The sequence below is a fragment of the Marinobacter salarius genome (assembly GCF_032922745.1).
Lineage (GTDB): Bacteria > Pseudomonadota > Gammaproteobacteria > Pseudomonadales > Oleiphilaceae > Marinobacter.
In genome coordinates, this window is sequence record NZ_CP136693.1 from 1,959,287 (window position 1) to 1,978,212 (window position 18,926).

Genomic DNA, 18,926 nt, shown 5'->3' on the forward strand with positions numbered 1-18,926 from the left:
TTATCAGCAATACGGCCAGGTATCGGTTTTCGCGGAGCTACCTTTACCCCGGGATATTGGGGCTTAATGGTAGTCTATATGGCATCATTATTTATGATCTCGCGTTGAAGTTATACCCGAGTATTGAAAGTGCCAAACCCCGTTCCCTTTAGCCTGAAACCATGACCTCTCTTTATTCACTATGATTCAGCATCTCACAGAAGCCCTTGTCCCTCTGCTGTCTTTGATACTCCTCGGGGCCATTCTTGGCCGAAAAACCGATTTTTTTGACGGCAAGGCATTGGCTGGTCTGGTTACCACCGTTGGAATCCCCGCGTTGCTGCTCCACTCCGTATTGAGCATGGATATGGACATTTTAGGAATGGGTGCCCTTGTAGGCATTACCGTGGCCTGGCTGTTCGTCATGGCGATGGTCACTGCACTGTTGCTTACGCTAGCTGGCCTGCCGGTGAGGTCCTATCTTCCGGCGTTGGTGCACCCGAATACGGGCAATATGGGGATTCCGGTGTGCTTTGCGCTGTTTGGTCCGCAGTCGCTTGGGCTGGCGGTGGTGATTTCCTCGGTGATTCAGGTCAGTCATTTTACGTTGGGAATCGGCTGCCTGTCCGGGCGGTTTTCCATCAGGGCAATGCTGAAGAACGGGCCCGTCTTGGCATTGATCGCAGGTGCTTTTCTGTTGGCGACAAACATTCGCCCGCCTGGACCGGTGATGATAACGCTGGATATGCTGGGCTCGATTACCGTACCGATAATGCTAATGCAATTGGGCAGCTCTATTGCCAACCTGCGGCTGTCAGGCGCGCGGGATATGCTAAGGCCTCTCGTGTTCAGTCTGTATCGGCCATTGGGTGGTCTAGCCCTTGCGTGGGTGCTGTTGCTGATTTGGCCGTTGAGCGCCATGGAAGCGCAGGTTTTCCTGATTCAGTGTGCGATGCCGGTGGCGGTAATGAGCTACGTACTGTCGGTGCGCTATCAAGGGCCGTCGCAGGAGATCGCTTTGACTATTCCAATGTCGTTGCTGGTTTCTTTGGGGATTGCCGTAATTTTTGCCCTGTTTGCGTAGTGGGCAGCGCCCGGGATTGCTGCGGCGAACATCAGGTCGGCTTGCGGCTCCAACGTATTGACGGTGCCCAGTTTCCGCAGTCACCCTGAATGAACCGTGTCTACCAGCAATCGTTTGGCCGGGCGGGAGAGTATTCTGACTGATCACACGCCAGAACAATCCGGTGACCGCGCGCCAAGAAGTGCAATGCTTGTAGCGCTTGCAGCCCTTTTCTGGGGGCTTTCGGGTGGTATCGGCGCCATCCTGCTCGCAGAAGGGTGGGGCTCGTTCGTAGTCTCGTTCTACCGGGGGATTGTCGGCCTGCTGTTTGTACTTGTCTGGCTGATTCTATGTCCTGGGAACAGCGGATTGGCCAAGCCGCGGCTCTGGTTCTGGGCGGCGGTGGCCGGCCTTGGCGTGGCGGGCAACTTCTCCTTCTATTTCCTCAGTATCTCCGAGGGCAGCGTTGCCGTCGCGGTGACCCTCATGTATTGCGCCCCGGTGTTCGTGTTTCTGGTTTCCTTTGCCATCGGGCTGGAGCAGCCGACGCCGTTCAAATGCGTGGCCATTGTCATCGTTATTGTCGGCATCGCTCTACTCACGGGTATCTATGACGTTGGCGGTAGCAGTATTACGTGGGTTGGCGTGGTTGCCGGCCTGCTTTCGGGGTTGTCCTATGCATTGTTTATTTTCGGCTTCAAGTTTGCTGCCAGGAACGGCAGCCCTCAGGCTGCTCTGGTGATCGCGTTTGCCGTGCTCGGTATTGTTCTGATCTGGCCAGCCAGCCTTGTGCAGGTCATTGCTGTGCTGGGTGCACCGGAATGGCCGATGTTCATTGCGCTGGGGGTGCTCGGTGGTGGCGTGTCTTTTATAAGCTATATCGTGGGTCTCAAGCACACCGTACCAACCGTCGCTGCCGTTGTAGCGATGGTCGAACCTGTTACCGCTACGCTCTTCGGCATTTTATTGCTCAATGAGAGCTTGGGCGGCGTCCAGTTCCTCGGCATGGGGCTCATCCTGGTCACAGTGACGGCCTTGAGCGTCTATTCGAGCAAGTCCCAGTAGTAATCAACCGGGATTTCAGCGTTCTCTGGCGATAGCCATTTGCCTTCAGAAGCATGAAATCTCGCCCACAATTTGGCGTGCCGTTCGATTAGCTCCTATGTTGTCGGAAAGACTCGGGGAGGAATCGTCATGGAAGCTCTCGCAAAAAAGTTGGGTCTCAGGACCAACCCGACCATCTTTTTCACGTCCGCTGGGATCATGATCCTGTTTCTGGTCGTGCTCCTGATTGCGCCCGGCCCAATCGGAGAGGCCTTCGGAGCGGGGCGTGAATGGATTGTTACCAACCTGGGTTGGTTTTTCATTTTCGGGGTGACGAGTTGGGTAGCGTTCCTCTTGTGGGTTGCGCTCAGCCGATTCGGCGCCATCCGGCTGGGCGGCAACGACGCGAAACCGGCCTACAGTAATATTTCCTGGTTCACCATGCTGTTTGCCGGCGGCATCGGTACCGTGCTGATGTTCTGGGGCGTGGCCGAGCCCATCTCGCACTTTTCTTCCCCGCCGAGGCCGAATGTCGAGCCCTATTCGGTCGAAGCCGCCGACGATGCCATGAGCTTCGCTATCTACCACCTGGGGCTGCACACCTGGGCGATCTTCACCATGCCGGGGCTTGCCTTTGCGTATTTTATCTATCGTTACGACCTGCCGATGCGCTTCAGTTCGGTGTTCTATCCGTTGATCGGCGACCGCATATACGGGCCTCTCGGCAAGACTCTCGATGTGTTTGCGATCCTCGGCACGCTGTTCGGTGTGGCGGTGTCAATCGGGCTGGGCACGCAGCAGATCAACGCCGGGCTGACTGAGTTGTTTGGCATTCCGGATGCGGTAATCACCAAGGTGCTGATCATTGCCATCCTGACGGCCGTCGCTGTGGGGTCGATCGTCGCCGGGCTGGACTCGGGTGTGAAGCGGTTGTCCAACATCAATATCGGTATGGCCGTTGGCCTGATGGTATTCGTGCTCTTCACCGGTTCGACGGTTTTCCTTCTGCGAGCCGTGGTTGAGACGTTTGGCCTCTACATATCGAACCTGCTGCCCATGGCCTTCTGGAACGACACACTTGCAAGCTATACCGGCGACGATGGCGGCTGGGGATGGCAGGGCAGCTGGACGGTATTCTACTGGGCCTGGACGGTGACCTGGTCGCCCTTTATCGGCATCTTCGTGGCGCGGATTTCACGGGGGCGGACCATCCGTGAATTCGTGCTCGGGGTCCTGTTCGCGCCATCAATCTTCACCCTGATCTGGTTCGCCATTTTCGGCTGGTCAGCAATGCAGATCGATGGCATTGGGCCGGAGGCCAGGGAGGCGCTGGGCGAACAGGCGGGGGTGTTGTCACAAGCCGTAGGGGAGAGTGTTCCCCTGGCCATGTTCGCGTTCTTCGAAAACTTTCCGGGGGCTACGTTGATCCAGGGCCTGGCGGTTGTGATTGTCGCCATCTTCTTCGCGACCTCATCGGACTCCGCTTCCCTGGTGGTCGATATGTTATGCACGGGCTCGCCGGACCCGGGCCCCTGGCATCAACGCGTTTTCTGGGGTGTGTCTGAAGGCATGCTGGCAGCGATGCTGATCGTACTTGCCGGTGACGCCGGGCTGACCGCGTTGCAGGAAGTGATCACCGTGGTTGGCCTGCCGATGTTCATCCTCGTATTCGCCATGATGTTTGCCCTGTTCCGCGGCCTGGCCCAGGAGAAACTCAGCGAAGTGAGGGTGGGCAGTCCACCGCGGCCAGAGCAGTTGTGAACTGACCTGAATTGGTTGCTGATCACTGTTGATGGCTGGCCGAGGCCAGCCATCCTGGAGTCAGGAAAGGTGATGAACGTTTTCCATACCGTACACTGGCGTGTCGATGCTCTCTTTTCGGGCTTTCAGTTGAAGTGCGAGATACAGCGAGTAGTGGCGTGACTGGTGCAGGTTGCCCCCGTGGAACCAGAGGGCTTCCTGTTGCGTTGGCTTCCACATATTGCGCAGCTCACCTTCCCAGGGGCCAGGGTCTTTGGTGGTATCTGATCCCATACCCCAGCACTTTCCAACTTTATCGGCGACCTCCTGGGATATTATTCGTGCCGCCCAGCCATTCATGGAGCCGAAGCCGGTGGCGTAAACAATCAGATCGGCCGGCAGTTCGGTGCCATCCGTCAGGGTGACAGATCGGGGGTTGATGCGTTCAATACCGACCCCGCTTTTAAGCTTGATTTCGCCCTGGGCGACAAGTTCGGATGCACCGACATCGATGTAATAGCCTGAGCCACGGCGCAGGTATTTCATGAACAGCCCTGAGCCATCATCGCCAAAGTCCAGCAGGAACCCTGCTCGCTTCAGCCGACTGTAGAAGTCCGCATCCTGTTCGGCGACCTGCTCGTAAACCGGGATGTGCATATCGGGCATGATTTTGAAGGGCACCGACGCAAATGTGAGATCGGCCTTTTCTGTGGTCATGCCGTTCTGTACCGCCTCTTCGGAGTAGAGTGGGCCTAGCACCAGCTCCATCAGAGTGTCGGACTTGATGATGTGGGTTGATGAACGCTGAACCATGGTGACGTCGGCGTCGTTCTCCCATAACGCAGCGCAGATATCGTGTGCGGAGTTATTTCCGCCCAGGACTACGCACTTCTTGCCTTTATAGGCAGCGCCACCGGGGTGTTTGCTGGAGTGGTGTTGCTCGCCTTCAAAACTGTCCATTCCGGGAATATCGGGTATGTTGGGGATGCCCGACATGCCGGTAGCCAGCACGAGCTGCTTGGGGCGAAGGGTGACTTTCTCGCCGTCCCGAACCACCTCCACGACCCATTCCTGACCGGCCTCATCGTAGCGCGCCCCCGTGCACTCTGTTGAGCTCCAGTAGTTGAGCTCCATGATCTTGGTGTACATTTCGAGCCAGTCGCCGATTTTGTCTTTCGGCGCGAAAACGGGCCAGTGGTCCGGGAACGGCAGGTAAGGCATGTGGTCGTACCAGACCGGGTCATGCAGGCAAAGAGACTTGTAGCGGTTGCGCCAGGAATCGCCTGGATTCGGGTTTCGCTCGATCACAATCGTTGGCACGTCCAGTTGCCGCAGACGGGCGGCCAGGCCAATGCCCCCTTGTCCACCGCCGATGATCACGCAGTAGGGCTGGCGGCTGTATCCCAGTTCCTGTTCTTCGTCCTGCTTTGCCTCAAGCCAGGTTTTCCGTGACTTGGTCGCTCCATGCTGAGCGCCTTTGGGTCGAAGAAAGTTTTTCTTCTCGGGAAACTCCTTTAATTCCTGCATGGTGGTCAGCAGGGTCCAGGCACCGCCATCGCGAAGCCGGATGTGCCCTTTACCCAGAGCATCCCTGGTTTCGAAGGTAATCCAGGCTTCGGTCACGCCGTCCTGTTCTGTCGCGTCTTCGGCAACCTTCCAATTGCTGGGGAGGACATGTTTCGAGGTCTGTTCCAGCATGTCGCGGATATGGTCCCGGCCCTCCAGGGTTTTTATGTTCCAGGTTATTGCAACAAGATCTCTCCAGAAGCCGTTTGCTTCAAACAGTTCCGCCGCCCTTCCAGGATCGCTCGACTGCAGTATCTCGCTGAACCCGTCAAGCCACTGCTGAACTCGTTGGGTGGGGGTGATTTGGGTTTCGGTCATCACGGTTCTCCAGATTTCCATTGTTTTTGTTGGCGGGGAGTCTTTGATCCCCGGTGCGTTGTTGAACACGCTAATAGGAACGGAGCAGATGACGTGCCACATCGGTCTCCAAGGGCTTTTTATTTTCCAGGTATCTGAAATAAAGGGGTTTCAGGGATTTTTGTGAAAGGAGGAGGGGGTGGCGGAGCTATGTGGCAGAAGGCCCTGGCATTACGGCTGTAATGCGATTGCCTGTAAATGCGTTACAGGTGTAACGATCACTCAGGCACTAAAGGAGGATGTTGATGCCGGGTAATCCGGTATAGGCTGTCAGAACGACGAAGCAGTATCTCATCGTAAATGACAACAACAATATCAGAGCAATGCAGGAGCTTGGCATGACGATGCAACAGGCACAGCGGCGCCACATAGATACGATTCTAAGTTATACGGATGAAGGCGTGTGTGCGGCTTTATCTCCGGAGTCCGAACTGATTGGTCGCTCATGGAAGCGATGTATTGACGAGTACGGACTGGACCCGAGCCAGCCGCGTCGTGCCCGGATCGTGACTCATCAAACCCTGAGGGAGCATCAGGACTCGGTCGATGAATTTCTCAACGTGGCTCGGGCCGGCGTTGAGCAACTGTATATGAATATCGCAAAGCTGGGTTATGTGCTGTTGTTGACGGATCACCGGGGCATTACCGTGCAGTTTCTGGGGGATCGGCGTTCTGACCAACGTTTGCGTAAAGCCGGTTTGTACCTGGGGGCCGATTGGAGTGAGAAGTACGCGGGCACCTGTGCTGTGGGTACGTGTATTGAAGAGGGGCAGGCCCTGACATGTCACCGGGTCGACCATTTCGATGCAACCCATATAAGCTTGACCTGCACCTCGGCGCCCATTCTTGATCCGCTGGGCAACCTGCTTGCGGTACTCGATATTTCGGCTCTGGATTCGCCTGATCCACACAGCAGCCAGACGTTTGCACTGCACCTTACCCAGCTCTACGCCCGCATGATTGAGGACGCCTATTTCCTCCGCCGTTATCGCAATCAGGCGGTCTTCCGGTGTGATGCCTCGCGGGAGTTTGTGCAGGTAAATGGCCAGTACCTGTTCGCCATTGACGAGGATGGGTGCGTGGAGGCCGCCAATACAGCCGGTCGTTCACTCATGTGGAGCCATGGAAACGGCAGCGATACCAAGCTGACCAGCCTGTTTGAATGCGAGTTAAGGGACATCTGGAGCATCCCTTACGATCAGGATGATCAGGTCAGGGCGTTCAGGCACTGCATCAGTGGCAATACCTTTTTTGCAGCGTTGATCCAGCCTAGGATCAAGTCGACGGCTTCCGCATCTTCTGACGCCCTGCCCACTGATGAATCTGTGCCTGAGCTAGATGCGCTGGCAGCGGATGACCCCGTCATGAGGCGAACTCTTGGTCTTGCCAAACGACTGAGGAACAGAGATGTCGGGCTGCTGGTGCTGGGTGAGACCGGCACGGGCAAGGAAGTGCTTGCCCGGGCAATACACCAGTCCAGCCACCGCTCCCGACGGGCGTTTGTTGCCGTAAACTGCGCAGCCATTCCCGAGTCACTGATCGAGAGCGAGCTTTTCGGGTACGTGGCGGGCGCGTTTACCGGTGCGCGGGCCAGAGGAATGCGGGGAATGATCCAGCAGGCGGATGGTGGGACATTGTTCCTGGACGAAATCGGGGATATGCCCCTGCAGCTCCAGACCCGGCTGCTGCGGGTGCTGGCGGAAGGCGAAATTCTGCCAGTGGGCGCCGACAGTCCCGTGAAAGTGAACTGTCGCGTGATAGCCGCCACGCACCAGGACCTGGGCCAACTGATTGAACATGGTGCGTTCCGCGCTGACCTCTATTACCGGCTGAATGGGGCCACGCTGCGCTTGCCCTCTCTGGGAGAAAGGGCTGACCGACAGCATGTCATTAACCGGGTACTCACACACCTGATCGACCAGGGACAGCTGCCCGATGTTCGAATCCGGGCAGATGCGATGAGTGCGCTGCTTGCCTACGACTGGCCGGGTAACATTCGTCAGCTTGTTAATGCACTGGCGTTTGCAGAAGCTACCTGCGACGATGGACAGATCACGGCCAATGACCTACCAGACGAGTGCTTGAGAGATCCTGCGATCGCGGCAACGAGCGTTGAGCGGGATGTCGACCCCGACGAGAGCGATCCGTTATTGGCGGCACTAAAGAAATACCGCTGGAACGTCTCTGAGGTCGCACGTCGTTATGGAGTGTCACGCCCGACTATCTATCGCTGGATGCAGCAGCAGGCGATTGAGGCGCCGAGGTTCCAAAGCAAAATATAAGTCTACGCTGCATTATATCTGCTTGTAGACCACCTCTGACAACCGGCTGCGGTTGCCATCCGTATCCAGAGTGCGGATAGCAAAGTACCAGGTGCCCTCGGTGAGTTCGTCCACCAGCAACTCGTCGATAGAGGCGTCGCCAATGGCCAGGCTTTGGTCCACGTTGTCCTCGCTGTTGCCGTAAACCACCTCAAAGCCGGCAATTTCGCCCATCGCGAGACTGTCACCATTTTCTCTGGTGAGCGGCGCGGTCCAGCTTAGCAGGGCTGCGTTGGTCGGAACGGTGTCCTCGGGGCTTGGCTCGGGGGCCGGCGGTTCGCTGGTGTCGTTGTCCGTTCCGTTGTCGGCGACAGTATCTCCAGTGCTGTTGTCGTCACTGGTATCGGGCTCTGGTGTATCGACAACGCTTGTGTCGTCTTCGCCGTATACCTCTGCAATGGTCTTGAAGCGTTGTACGTAGCGGTATTCGGCCACCACGAGTCTTTGGCTGATGACGCTCGAGTCCACCTCGGCCTGCAGCTCAGAGGCCTGCACTGCCGCGGCAGACACGAGATCGGCCAGAGCGATGTTTTCGCCGTCGCCCATCAGGCTGATCTGGCCGGTTTCGAGAATCTGGGTTGCCACGTTGTTCAGGACATCGGAAATGTTGTTCCATTGGGCGTTGTTGTTGACCAGGGCAAGGAAAGCCGCATTGGCAACGGCGACCTGCAGGGCATCGGCAGACACGCCGTTAAACTCGTCCAGGCGAGTCAGGTCTGGCGGGTCGAGGCGCAAGGAGCCTGCTGCCAGGCCAAACCAGCCTTCAACCCTTTCATAGGCCCCAGAGAGTGCATCGGGGGAGAGCCCGTTCTCGCTACGCTCAGCCAGCGCCACGGCCAAATGGGTCAGCGGCGTGAGGTTGACGGTCTCCATGCGAAGATCACCGGCTCCGCGCAGACTGAAACTATCGTCCAGCATCATGGTGTCGCCAAAGGCAACCGGCTCGGCGCCGCTGCGTTCGCATTGGGGAACGACGTTGCAAGTCATGCGAGTATTACTGTCAGCGGTAAGTTCTACCAAAGCCCAGCTGTCCGCCTTTCCTCGCAATTGCCACACATAACTACCGTCGTTTGCTGTCAAAACCGGTTTTGCGGCCTGTCGCTGTGGAGCATAGTAGCCGTCTTTGTCGGATATCAGGCGAGTGGCGGTCACCAGGCCTTGTTGAATAACGCCTTTCATGGCGGCGCCGGCAAGCTCAACCGTTTCAGCCGCCGGAGTGGTTGACGCTTCTGACTGTGGTGTCGTGGCGTTGTCTGAGGACGTCATGTCGAGACCGCAGCCCGAAAGCAGAACCGCTAAAGATAGAGTCAGCAGTCCATGCTTCGTTAGATTATTGCCGCAAGTTGACATTGTTTCGCACCAATTCATTGACGAGTTCGGACGAATCTTACAGCGGCATTTTTCGGTTATATGCGGTCTGGTTCAGGGTTTTTCGGGTGAGAATCGTCAGGAAGTTGGCGCTTACAGAGCGATACACGGTGAGACTGAGCGTTACATGGTCTCGGGGCGATTTTGGTTTCTTAAGTTTCTGTTATTTATAACGTTTATACTAACGCCTGTATGGTCAGACCTGTTGATTGGGCGCGGCGCCGTTATTGGCAATTACAAATTTAAACAGCAAATGGCGCAGTGTCTTTCAGAACAGCCCCATCTGTGGCTGGGTGGCGTCAAGGCACAACGCGTCCACTGTAGGCACACGTTTTTTCAGCAACTCATTCCAGAGCGCCGCCAGGGAAAGGGCATCGCCCTTGTTCGGCATGTGCATGAAAATATAGGGACGTTTCCCTTCCTCGATCCACGCAGCTGCGCGCTCAACCCAGGGTGCGAGAAACGGACGGTTGGCCTCCAGGTCGGGATGGCCGACAAAGCGGATCACCGGCGCTGCATCCACAGGGAGCAGATGCACTGGTACTCGCGGCTTTTTGCGCTGTGCATCGCGTGTTTCCTCGTTATCCGGGGTCGCGGCAAAGAGTGCCCGGCTGTCCATGCACACCCGTGCAATGCGGCGTTCTCTCAAGCCACGATTCAGGGCTTTCTCGGCCTCCCCCTTGTCAAAGAACGCACTGTGGCGAACCTCAACGGTGCAGATCAGGGTCGGGGGCAGGGCATCCATAAATCGCCAGAGGTTTTCCAGACGCTCTGGCCCGAAACTGGCGGGAAGTTGCAGAAGGATGGGGCCAAGCACATCGTTGAGTGGCGCAATTATCTCAAGAAAGTCAGATACTTCGCGGCCAGCGCCACTCAGTAGACGGTCATGGGTGATCAGGCGTGGAAACTTCAACAGGAAACGAAAGTCATCGGGCACCTGTGACCGCCACTGTCGGCACTGTTCCTGGCTGGGCGTGGCGTAAAAAGTGGTGTTGCCCTCCACGCAGTTGAGGGCACTGCTGTAACGCGCCAGCGGGCTCTGACCGGGAGGGAGTCGGTCGTTCCAGTCGGGATGTTGCCACTGCGGGCAGCCAAGGAAATAGGGTTGTGCCATGGTCCCGTTTTACCACCGTTGATCAAGGGTCTGCTAAAAATTAGTCTCTGCATGTCACAAACATCAGGGCTGCCCTGGCCTGGATCGAAGCATTGACAAACGTGGCTGACACCGGTGCTCCCAGTCAGGATTCCGAGCAGGGGCGAGTGTATTTCACCGAGAAATAGTTCGTCGACCTGACGTTTCTGATCGGAGCGATCAACGTCTGGAACCCATTGCCATGAATGAACAGCCCGCGCATCAGTTTAATCACTGGCACCATGCCGGTCACTTGCCAGAGTTGCGTGTTTAGGGTGTTACACCGGCGCCACCCCAATGAGCCATTGGTGAGCCCATATTACCAGCACCACATAAACTGCAAGACCGCCAACAACCGCTATGGCATCGTTCGCTTTGCTGGCCGGCAGGGTCGCAATCGGCCGCTGGGTTCTGCGTTTCAAGGAGATCCGATCCACCACGGCCCAGGCCAGGAAAGAGCCGAACAGCAACAGGTCGTGCAGCATCCCGTTCGCGAGTAAGTGAGCCAAAGCCCAGAGCTTGACCGCGACGAGCATTGGGTGCCCAAGTTTTGCCTTGATCTTGCCCGGAAAATAGGTGGCCAGCAGTAGGGGAAAGACCGGAATCAGAAGGAGCATGGCCAGGTGCCGGAGCCAGCCTGGAGATGTGTAGATGACGGTCGGGTCGAGGCGGGCGTTGCCATACCCCCAAACGATCAGAACCAGACCGACCAATGCGGCCAGCGAGTAAAGCCCCTTGAACGCCCCTTCGCCAAGGGAGTTATGCAGGCGATTGCGCAGCGGTTCGTTGACGATGGACAGAGAGTGCACGCCAAGAAATAAAACCAGACCAACGATCAGTGTTGCCATTTACCCATGCTCCGTTGAGAAATTCCAGACAGTATAGTTGCGCAAACCGGGACAGGGCAGCCTCAAGCGTTTATCATCCGGAGCCTGTTTTACCGGATTGAGAAGGCCCCATGAAGTTTCCAAAAGTCACGGTCGTATTGGTTTCCGCAGCCCTGTTGTTCGTACTTTGGGAGCAGACCCGGGAGCGCCCGCAACCCGCGGATGCCCGCCGTTTTGCCAACCTTGCGGATAATCCAGTCGAACTTAGCGTAGCCATGGACTGGGTCGTTCGCCAACTCCCCGTGTTGTGTGAGGACGCGACTGGACAGGATTCGGACTCCGGGGCTCATTCGACGTGCGTCAGTGAAGGGGAGACCCGTACATCGGCCTGCCGACGTGCGGTTTATGATCGTTTTCCGAGTGTGATCGCCTCGGAACAGGTGTTCCGAGATGTCGCCCTCAGCGCGATGAACTGCCTTGTCCCGCAGTCCGGATTGGTTGAATAAGCTTTTAACCAATGACGTACAGGATGTATGGACGGTGTTTTATGCGAGTATCCCGGACGAACACCTGAATCGGCACTATAGTGGGGTAACATCAACACCATAGTGAGTTTCCGTGTTCTGTGGCCAGACGATGACCCGTACTCAATGCCTCGATAGTGTCCTCCGGCTCCAAAGCCGAGCCCTCTTTATTGCTGGGACTCTCTCTTTCAGTCAGATCGCTTGGGCGCAAATTGACACCGACAATTGTATTGTCAGCGAAATCCAGCCGGACGCCATTGATCTTGACCAGCCCCGGGATCAACTGGCTCGCCAGAGCGACTTGGATATTCCGGCAGGTGCCAGAATCGGCCGAATAAACATTATTCGGCGCCCGATCTTCGATACCAGCGATCCGGAACAGGATAACTTTCTTTATCGCACGCTGAACGCTCTAAATACCCCGACCTGGAAATCGGCCCTGCGTGCCCAGTTGGTGTTCGACGAAGGTGACGTTTACCAACCGGGTACGCTGGACGAATCCGAACGTATATTGCGGCAGAGTGAGTACCTGACGGCCGCGTGGATCGGTGTTACCCGCGTTTGCGGGAATGAGCTGGAAGTCACTGTCTTTGCACGTGACACCTGGACGTTACTGCCGAGCGTTGGTGCTTCCAGGACGGGAGGCGAGAATAAAACCAACACCGGCCTTTCTGATCCGAATTTCCTGGGTTCCGGCAAGAGCGTGGGGATTTCCCACAAAAAAGATGCCGACCGCAGCGAGACCAGTGTCGATTTCGATGATCCGAACGTGCTTGGCTCCCATTGGCAGGCAGGCCTTTCCTACGATAAGCGCAGTGATGGGCGCGGTCGCAGTGCGTACCTTGACGTCCATTCTACAGTGAGCTGGCGGAGTGGCGATTTGGCCTGAGTGGTGAGGATGACATTCGCGAACAATCCCGCTATGTGGGGGCGGAGGCAATTGCGGACTATCGGCAGGACCGCGATTTTGCCAGTGTTGATGTCGGCTGGCGACTGGCAGAACGCAATGGCAGCCAGTTAAGGCTGCTTGCCGGTTTTCGCTACGATGCTCGGGCGTTTGAGCGCTTACCGGATGAAACCAATCTGGACCTTCTGCCCGATGATCGGACACTGAGCTACCCATGGGTCGGGTTTGACTACCGTGAGAACCGCTTCCGGGAAATGACAAACCTGACTCGTCTGCAACGGGTCGAGGACGTGCGGGACGGCTTTGTGTGGCGTACCGAGCTGGGGTACTCCTCGCCGGGACTTGGAGCGACGGAAGACCGCGCCGTACTGAATATGGACTTCCGGGATGCTTTGCTGGCCACTGACACCAACTACGCCAGCTACGGGTTCAGTCAGAGCGGCACCTGGCGATTTGACCAGCACCGTTTCGAGAACCTTATCGGAACCCTGAGCCTGGAGTACTTTCATGGCGGGGCAGTGGATTGGAACAGTTGGTACACCAACCTGTCGTTCACGGCAGCGCACAATTTGACCGTGGATCAACAGCTTCTTATTGGCGGTGACAATGGCCTTCGTGGTTATCCGAGCAACTACCAGCAGGGCAACAGAAGAGCGCTGTGGACACTGGAGCGCCGTTACTTCCCGGACTGGCACCCTTTCGAGCTGTTTCGCATGGGGGGTGTGATTTTCACCGATGTAGGCAGAGCCTGGTTTGATGATGGTCGCAATAACGGACCCGATGACGGCGTACTGACAGATGTGGGTTTTGGCCTCAGGTTGGCTTCAAGCCGGATAGAAGTACAGCGAATGCTGCACCTGGACTTTGCCTTCCCGCTGGCGGGAGGCGACAGCGTTGACCAGGTGCAGGTGCTATTGCGGGGGCGGTCGCGGTTCTAGACCGATAGTCATGTTGCCTGTGAGCAGCGATTGGTGAAAACGATCTGATTCTAAAGCGAGGTAGTGCTAAAGACTCATAGAAACGGCTTCTTCGTCTCATAGACTGCACGAGCCATATCGAATACGCTCGTGCTTTAGAACCAAACGCCGGACGCTGGAGAACACCAATGACCTCAGCATCAACAACGCTCAGAGAGCTGAACGGCCTTAGCCTGGCCCCATCAAGTCTTTCCGAATCTGCTCTGATCATGATCGACTACCAGAATACCTACCTTGAAGGCGTCATGAAGCTTGAGGGGGCTGACAAAGCCATGGAAGAGGGCCGGAAACTTCTGGAACTGGCCCGCGGCGAAGGTATCCCGGTGTTTCATATTCGCCACGATGCTGGCCCAGGCTCACCCTATGACGTTAGTGCTCGCATTGGCGCCATTGCTGACGCGGTTGCGCCGAAAGACGGCGAGCCGGTTATTACCAAAAACTTTCCAAATTCGTTTGTGCAAACCGATCTGGATGAACAGCTCAAAGCTAAGGGTATTAAAAACCTCATCCTTGCAGGGTTTATGACGCACATGTGCATCAACTCAACCGCCCATGGTGGGTTCAACCTGGGGTATGCACCTACCGTGGTCGCCAGTGCAACGGCCACCCGCTCCCTGAAGGCGGCAAATGGCAAGGTACTGTCCGCGCAGGAAGTGCATGACGGCGCATTGGCTTCAACGAGGGATCTTTACGCCGCAGTTGTGGACAAGATAACGGATTTACCTGCTTGATTGATCAATGGCTGGGCGCTTGGTGAGTTAGCGAAACACTTGAACGCCCAGCTCATACTAAGAGCTGGGCCAGCCACCCAGGAACAATAAGCCTATGGCTGCAGCAGGTTGCAGAGCTCATCGAGCGCCTTGGGAATTGATTCGGCAAAAGCGTCCATTTCGCTGGCAACCGTATTCGCTGTGCTTAAGTAGATTCTGAGACTGCCTGGCAGTAATACATATCCCACCCCAATGCAGGTTTCACTGGTTGAACCAAACCCAAAATGTTGAATGTGTTCTGAAGGTGCCGAGCTGGTACTCAGGGCGTCTGTTCTCATTGTGAGCCAGCCCGGAGAGTCATAAAGTGCCAGTGGTCGGTGCGCGCCGAGACGCTTGCCATCGCGCTGTTGTATGAGCTGTAGTTCCCATAAAAGCTGTTCCGGTGCGTCACCCATCTGGCAGGATTTTGCTCTTGCGACATGCGCTTTTGCTGCTGCCACTAGTGCGCTGCAACATTCTTCGTCGCTGGTGTCGCAGCTTTCCATAGCCATGACAAGCTGAAGTATTTCAGGAGTGACGACGCGCATGGCCTCGGTCCGCCCATGACGGTACTGACGGGTGGCGATTGACTCGTAAGTGGGCCCGATAAAACCTTTCGCACGGTAATGGGCGAGTTGGAAAGCCAATTGCACCAAAGCATCCGGAGAGACGTGAAGCTGTTTTGCTCGATTGGCTCCAAAAGTGTCCAGTGAAACCGTGGTAGATGTCATGCTAGCTGCGTAATGTGAGAATTCTGTAGCGGCTTCCCGAATGTCTTTTCTCAATGCGTCATTCAGGACGAATTCAACGGGTGATATCAGCGTAGGGGAGCTGTCGTTGTCCTGCCCCAATGAGTTCGATGGGTTTGTAGGAGTCTCCATTAGACTGTCTACCAAGCTTAGTGCGGTCGTGCCATCCAGTTCACAGTGTTCGATGTTGATGCCGGCGTTACCGTCCTCCATGACTACCAGGGATAGAGATTTGTCGAACCAGCGATTACCGCCATTACCTCTGAGCAACTGGTTGCACGCTTCAAGGGTGGTTTGGGGCTGAATGTCGTCCAGGCACAGACAGAACAAGGCACGTTCAATACTGTCCAGAGACTCGCCGTTGATCGGGGAAATGCTCAGCAGCTGTTGCCGACTTTCTGCCCATTCGGCACGGGCTTTGGTCGTCAGATGACCAACCGACATGTCCACAGCTGCATGTGTCTCTGAAGCCGCCAGAATAATCTCGATTGCGGACTGAATCTTACGCTGTGGTATTTGTTGACCGTCGACGTCCAGCACGTCCATTCGAAACATTCGCCCGTAACGGAACACCAGAATATGCCGCGCACTGGACGGCCCCGGCCACTCTGGTGTGTATGGCGCGCGTACGGTATCAAGCGGGTCCCCGGGGATACGTGTGGTTGAAAACAGAAACTGGTGCTGGCGCATGGATAGGGGAGCTCCCCGCTGCATGTGCACCGGAACCTGACCTGAATCAAGCGCTTGTTTATAGGCTACCGCACGATCAACCAGCGTTGCCGCCCGATGAACAGAAGGTTCTCCGGTTTCCTTGAAAAGAAAGAAGAAATTGGCGTTGAGGGCGATTCGGTCACGCCGTCCCAGATATCGGTATTGCCAGAACTTGTCGAGCCAACTGTATACGTCGCTGCGCTGATCGAACGCCTCAAGTGCTGAGTACAGTGTGTGTGAGGGACTATCAGACTTCAGGAATTCTGCCACGGATGTAACGGTTTCCTGATACTCTGCGCTGGTGAGCAAGGGGCGACACCAGTCGAGAAAGTGCTCCGCACTCTGGTGCAATCCAGGAAGTTTAACTCGGGGCAGGTCTGCCTCTTTGGAAAAAGTCCCTGGCATGTTGGCTGTTTTGTCAGGCTTTTGCATTGCTATTCTCTTGTGTCGGCATGGATCGGTTTTTCGTTGGCTGGCATTGAGATATACAGTTCTGCATAGAGCCAACCATCATCCTCAACGCCCCGGTAATCAACGCCTGCCTCCGCCAGCGCGGCAAGCACCCGCGCCTGTTCCTGTGGGACAGCGAATCGACGTTGCCTGAAAACGCCGGCCACTTTTCTGGTTTCGTAGCCCCGTACAGTCAACGCGTCAGCAACCGCTTTGAAAGAGAACATTCTCAGAACAAAGTGCGCCATCCAGGGGCGTTTTTCTCCGGAGGCATCGATAATTCGCGTGATGGTTTTTTCCGTCACATACCCCACACAACCGGTCGATAGAACGATGTCCGTGTTCTCAAGTTGCGCAAGCTGCTCTGCCGTGGGCTGGTCATGCTCAAAGTCCGCGTTTATCACATCGTTTAACAGCCCTGCGTCGATCGCGTACGTTAGTGCCGGGGCTGAGCAGTCGAGACCAATCCATCGGCTGTGATCTTTTGACGATTGCGCCGTCAGGCACATTCGGTCGCGTTTGATCAATGCGTCCCTGCACAGAGCCCCAGCGCTCTGGCAGCCGTAGTGTTTGTAAAGCCTGTTCATGTTGGTGCCGTAGCGAATCAGCGCGGCATTGATGCCATAGGAGCTGCCAATGTCGACAATGGTTGGCGTCGACACTCGCCTAGTCCGGCGATAAGCGTCAATCAGGTTGGTAAAGTGGGGCAGCGCCAGTTGAGGGATGCAATAACCAAGCCGCTGGAGCGTTATGAAATAGTCACGGGGGTCCGGTGCGGTATAGATGTGATCCAGTGAGACTTTGCCGGTGTTGTCCAGTTGCGATGTATCGTTCATTGCGCCTCCGTTAGCAAAAGCCTGTTGATAGCTAATCCAGCAAGTGATCGTTTCTTACCACAGCTCTTGCCGTATGGACTGGCGCCAGTCGTCCGAATAGCTGAAGGGTTCGTGTAGGGCTTCCAATAACACCCCTGCGTTCGCTGTACGCAAAGATCGCGGAGTGTCGAGTGGTCGCGCCTTCGACTCTGCTTACACGGTGCAGGGAGTAACGCCCCATGAAGAGCTGTAGGTCGCCGGGACACAGGTTGATCTTACGAATACGGCCGCTACGTGAGCCCCTGAGAACAGCGTTGACGTCTCTGAAGTGCTCTTCCTGAGCTGTGCGGATGTGCGGGCAATATTCAAATAGGCCACCCGCCTCTGGCGACTGGGTAAGCAGGCTGACAGTAAATTCATTCGTATCGAAGTGCCACGGATGCTCTTTGCCGGGAGCGATGACATTGAGTACGAGCCCGGAAAACGGGTCAGCCAGCTCGTGGACGCGTTTAAGCTGGAAGCAATCTGCGATGAAACTCTGGAACAGTGGGTTGGTGTAGAGTTGCTGGATTATAGCCGTTGAGGGAATCTGGTCTCGTGCAACAAATGCGTTGCCACGTTCCATGGTCAGGTTGCCAGGGTGCCAACGGGGGAGCACCGTATTGATATCGATGTTGTAGGCGTTAACCATCTCCGTCCTGTAGTACGCGTTGATCGCCATTGCTGAACTTTCAGCCTCAAGACGTACCAGAGCTTCCGGCAAAATAAAGGATGAAAGAATGGCGCAACCTTCCCTCGCCAAATCCTGACGTATACCGTCGATGGTGTCGTTCCAGGCACTGTCACCTGGCAGGGTCAGCGGGTACTTGGCGAGGTTTACACAGTTCTTGATGATGCTGTGCTGGAAACCGAAGAGGTTCACGGTGGCGCTCCTCATACGAAAATACTCAGCGGCATCGAAATGCCATATACGATGCGTTGAGTCTGGTTATCGCTGAGCCTAAACCACGCTTCAGTTACGAATAACTGACATTTCGTCGGAACGCGCTGAGTATTTGGTCTTACTCAGTAGGAGGGGGCCACAGGCACAATGGGTTGTGCCTGTGGCTATCGTCTACTGCACTCGCTCAATTTGTACTCGCGCAATAGGGTTATCCCAGCGCTGATTGCCTCCCAGTGTGGAGGCATTCAGTCCATCGTCTTGGGTAACGACTCCGGGGTGAACGTAAACGGCATTTCTAACATCGTCCCTATCGGCGTTGAAACCCTCGGCCAGTCCACTGGCAGCAGGACCGGGCACGGTGTCAGCGGATTCGGTATTGGCTTCGGTGCCGGCGTCGTAGGCGTTCAGGTTGTAGGTGTAAGTGCCAGGTAGGGTGGGCACTGTCAGGCTGTTGAGAGCCAGAAAGCCATCGTTGGTGGGCAGCAGCATGGCCACGACGGAAAGCTGTGTGTTGGCTGTGGCGTTGTTGGTATTGACGATTGCCGTCGTGGTCTCTCCTGGCGCTAACAGTCCCGCAGCGGGATTGGCAACCGTGGTGGCGCCCGCTGAGTCCGAGGCGGTAACCAACGGCATAATGTCACCATTTTTGGCGGCGTGCGCTACTTGGCCGGTCACTATTAGGAGCGGAAGGGTTCTCTACGGCA

The 18,926-nt window shown here is 56.1% G+C and carries 16 protein-coding genes; 8 read left to right on the forward strand and 8 right to left on the reverse strand.

The features are described 5' to 3' along the window. Window positions 1–181: 181 nt before the first annotated feature. The 3 genes from R1T46_RS09075 (at window position 182) to R1T46_RS09085 (ending at window position 3,847) form a co-directional block, all read left to right on the forward strand. On the forward strand, window positions 182–1,063 hold the full coding sequence (locus R1T46_RS09075; protein WP_286811885.1) for an AEC family transporter: 882 nt from the start codon (window positions 182–184) through the stop codon (window positions 1,061–1,063). Window positions 1,064–1,159: 96 nt separating this feature from the next. After that, window positions 1,160–2,107, forward strand: a complete 948-nt coding sequence (locus tag R1T46_RS09080; protein WP_317308053.1) for a DMT family transporter — start codon at window positions 1,160–1,162, stop codon at window positions 2,105–2,107. 129 nt (window positions 2,108–2,236) lie between these two features. Continuing rightward, window positions 2,237–3,847: a BCCT family transporter gene (locus R1T46_RS09085; protein ID WP_007152688.1), complete on the forward strand. Its 1,611-nt coding sequence runs from the start codon at window positions 2,237–2,239 to the stop codon at window positions 3,845–3,847. Window positions 3,848–3,907: 60 nt separating this feature from the next. Here the strand turns inward: R1T46_RS09085 and R1T46_RS09090 are convergent, their stop codons facing one another. Continuing rightward, window positions 3,908–5,710, reverse strand: a complete 1,803-nt coding sequence (locus R1T46_RS09090) for a flavin-containing monooxygenase (protein ID WP_286811884.1) — start codon at window positions 5,708–5,710, stop codon at window positions 3,908–3,910. 377 nt (window positions 5,711–6,087) lie between these two features. Here R1T46_RS09090 and R1T46_RS09095 point away from each other — a divergent pair, with 377 nt between their 5' ends. Beyond that, window positions 6,088–8,031 (forward strand): sigma-54-dependent Fis family transcriptional regulator, encoded by a 1,944-nt coding sequence (locus R1T46_RS09095; RefSeq protein WP_317308054.1) that lies wholly within the window; start codon window positions 6,088–6,090, stop codon window positions 8,029–8,031. Between the two features lie 12 nt (window positions 8,032–8,043). Here R1T46_RS09095 and R1T46_RS09100 read toward each other — a convergent pair whose 3' ends face one another. The 3 genes from R1T46_RS09100 to R1T46_RS09110 all read right to left on the reverse strand — a co-directional run bounded on the left by R1T46_RS09100 (window position 8,044) and on the right by R1T46_RS09110 (window position 11,418). Continuing rightward, a complete protein-coding gene (locus tag R1T46_RS09100; RefSeq protein WP_317308055.1) occupies window positions 8,044–9,336 on the reverse strand; it encodes a hypothetical protein in 1,293 nt (430 codons plus the stop codon). A gap of 370 nt (window positions 9,337–9,706) precedes the next feature. Next, entirely contained in the window at window positions 9,707–10,552 is an 846-nt protein-coding gene (locus R1T46_RS09105; protein WP_317308056.1) for a DUF72 domain-containing protein, read from the reverse strand. Window positions 10,553–10,848: 296 nt separating this feature from the next. Continuing rightward, the gene (locus tag R1T46_RS09110; protein ID WP_317308057.1) at window positions 10,849–11,418 is read right to left on the reverse strand and encodes an NnrU family protein; all 570 of its coding nucleotides are present in this window, start codon (window positions 11,416–11,418) and stop codon (window positions 10,849–10,851) included. A gap of 110 nt (window positions 11,419–11,528) precedes the next feature. Between R1T46_RS09110 and R1T46_RS09115 the strand changes: the two genes are divergently transcribed. The 4 genes from R1T46_RS09115 to R1T46_RS09130 all read left to right on the forward strand — a co-directional run bounded on the left by R1T46_RS09115 (window position 11,529) and on the right by R1T46_RS09130 (window position 14,536). Next, complete coding sequence (locus tag R1T46_RS09115) at window positions 11,529–11,903, forward strand: hypothetical protein (protein ID WP_126811825.1); 375 nt, start codon at window positions 11,529–11,531, stop codon at window positions 11,901–11,903. A 130-nt stretch (window positions 11,904–12,033) separates the two neighbouring features. Beyond that, complete coding sequence (locus tag R1T46_RS09120; RefSeq protein ID WP_286810360.1) at window positions 12,034–12,810, forward strand: hypothetical protein; 777 nt, start codon at window positions 12,034–12,036, stop codon at window positions 12,808–12,810. A gap of 35 nt (window positions 12,811–12,845) precedes the next feature. Beyond that, on the forward strand, window positions 12,846–13,766 hold the full coding sequence (locus R1T46_RS09125; RefSeq protein WP_286810362.1) for a BamA/TamA family outer membrane protein: 921 nt from the start codon (window positions 12,846–12,848) through the stop codon (window positions 13,764–13,766). A 167-nt stretch (window positions 13,767–13,933) separates the two neighbouring features. Next, window positions 13,934–14,536, forward strand: a complete 603-nt coding sequence (locus R1T46_RS09130; protein WP_199480758.1) for a cysteine hydrolase family protein — start codon at window positions 13,934–13,936, stop codon at window positions 14,534–14,536. Window positions 14,537–14,628: 92 nt separating this feature from the next. On the opposite strand, the gene R1T46_RS09135 is transcribed toward R1T46_RS09130, so the two are convergent. The 4 genes from R1T46_RS09135 to R1T46_RS09150 form a co-directional block, all read right to left on the reverse strand. Further along, window positions 14,629–16,446, reverse strand: a complete 1,818-nt coding sequence (locus R1T46_RS09135) for a choline/carnitine O-acyltransferase (RefSeq protein WP_317308058.1) — start codon at window positions 16,444–16,446, stop codon at window positions 14,629–14,631. Between the two features lie 2 nt (window positions 16,447–16,448). Beyond that, window positions 16,449–17,300: a hypothetical protein gene (locus R1T46_RS09140; RefSeq protein ID WP_317308059.1), complete on the reverse strand. Its 852-nt coding sequence runs from the start codon at window positions 17,298–17,300 to the stop codon at window positions 16,449–16,451. A 31-nt stretch (window positions 17,301–17,331) separates the two neighbouring features. Next, window positions 17,332–18,201 carry a hypothetical protein gene (locus R1T46_RS09145; protein WP_206512118.1) on the reverse strand — a complete coding sequence of 290 codons (870 nt, stop codon included), beginning with the start codon at window positions 18,199–18,201 and terminating at the stop codon, window positions 17,332–17,334. A gap of 192 nt (window positions 18,202–18,393) precedes the next feature. Then, window positions 18,394–18,897 (reverse strand): spondin domain-containing protein, encoded by a 504-nt coding sequence (locus R1T46_RS09150; protein ID WP_286810367.1) that lies wholly within the window; start codon window positions 18,895–18,897, stop codon window positions 18,394–18,396. Window positions 18,898–18,926: the final 29 nt, after the last annotated feature.

Bases quoted from the DNA above. Each gene is read 5' to 3' on its own strand.
- R1T46_RS09105 (WP_317308056.1), bottom strand. From the start codon at position 10,552: ATGGCACAACCCTATTTCCTTGGCTGCCCGCAGTGGCAACATCCCGAC.
- R1T46_RS09115 (WP_126811825.1), top strand. From the start codon at position 11,529: ATGAAGTTTCCAAAAGTCACGGTCGTATTGGTTTCCGCAGCCCTGTTG.
- R1T46_RS09085 (WP_007152688.1), top strand. From the start codon at position 2,237: ATGGAAGCTCTCGCAAAAAAGTTGGGTCTCAGGACCAACCCGACCATC.
- R1T46_RS09095 (WP_317308054.1), top strand. From the start codon at position 6,088: ATGACGATGCAACAGGCACAGCGGCGCCACATAGATACGATTCTAAGT.
- R1T46_RS09100 (WP_317308055.1), bottom strand. From the start codon at position 9,336: ATGACGTCCTCAGACAACGCCACGACACCACAGTCAGAAGCGTCAACC.
- R1T46_RS09120 (WP_286810360.1), top strand. From the start codon at position 12,034: ATGACCCGTACTCAATGCCTCGATAGTGTCCTCCGGCTCCAAAGCCGA.
- R1T46_RS09090 (WP_286811884.1), bottom strand. From the start codon at position 5,710: ATGACCGAAACCCAAATCACCCCCACCCAACGAGTTCAGCAGTGGCTT.
- R1T46_RS09130 (WP_199480758.1), top strand. From the start codon at position 13,934: ATGACCTCAGCATCAACAACGCTCAGAGAGCTGAACGGCCTTAGCCTG.
- R1T46_RS09110 (WP_317308057.1), bottom strand. From the start codon at position 11,418: ATGGCAACACTGATCGTTGGTCTGGTTTTATTTCTTGGCGTGCACTCT.
- R1T46_RS09075 (WP_286811885.1), top strand. From the start codon at position 182: ATGATTCAGCATCTCACAGAAGCCCTTGTCCCTCTGCTGTCTTTGATA.
- R1T46_RS09140 (WP_317308059.1), bottom strand. From the start codon at position 17,300: ATGAACGATACATCGCAACTGGACAACACCGGCAAAGTCTCACTGGAT.
- R1T46_RS09135 (WP_317308058.1), bottom strand. From the start codon at position 16,446: ATGCAAAAGCCTGACAAAACAGCCAACATGCCAGGGACTTTTTCCAAA.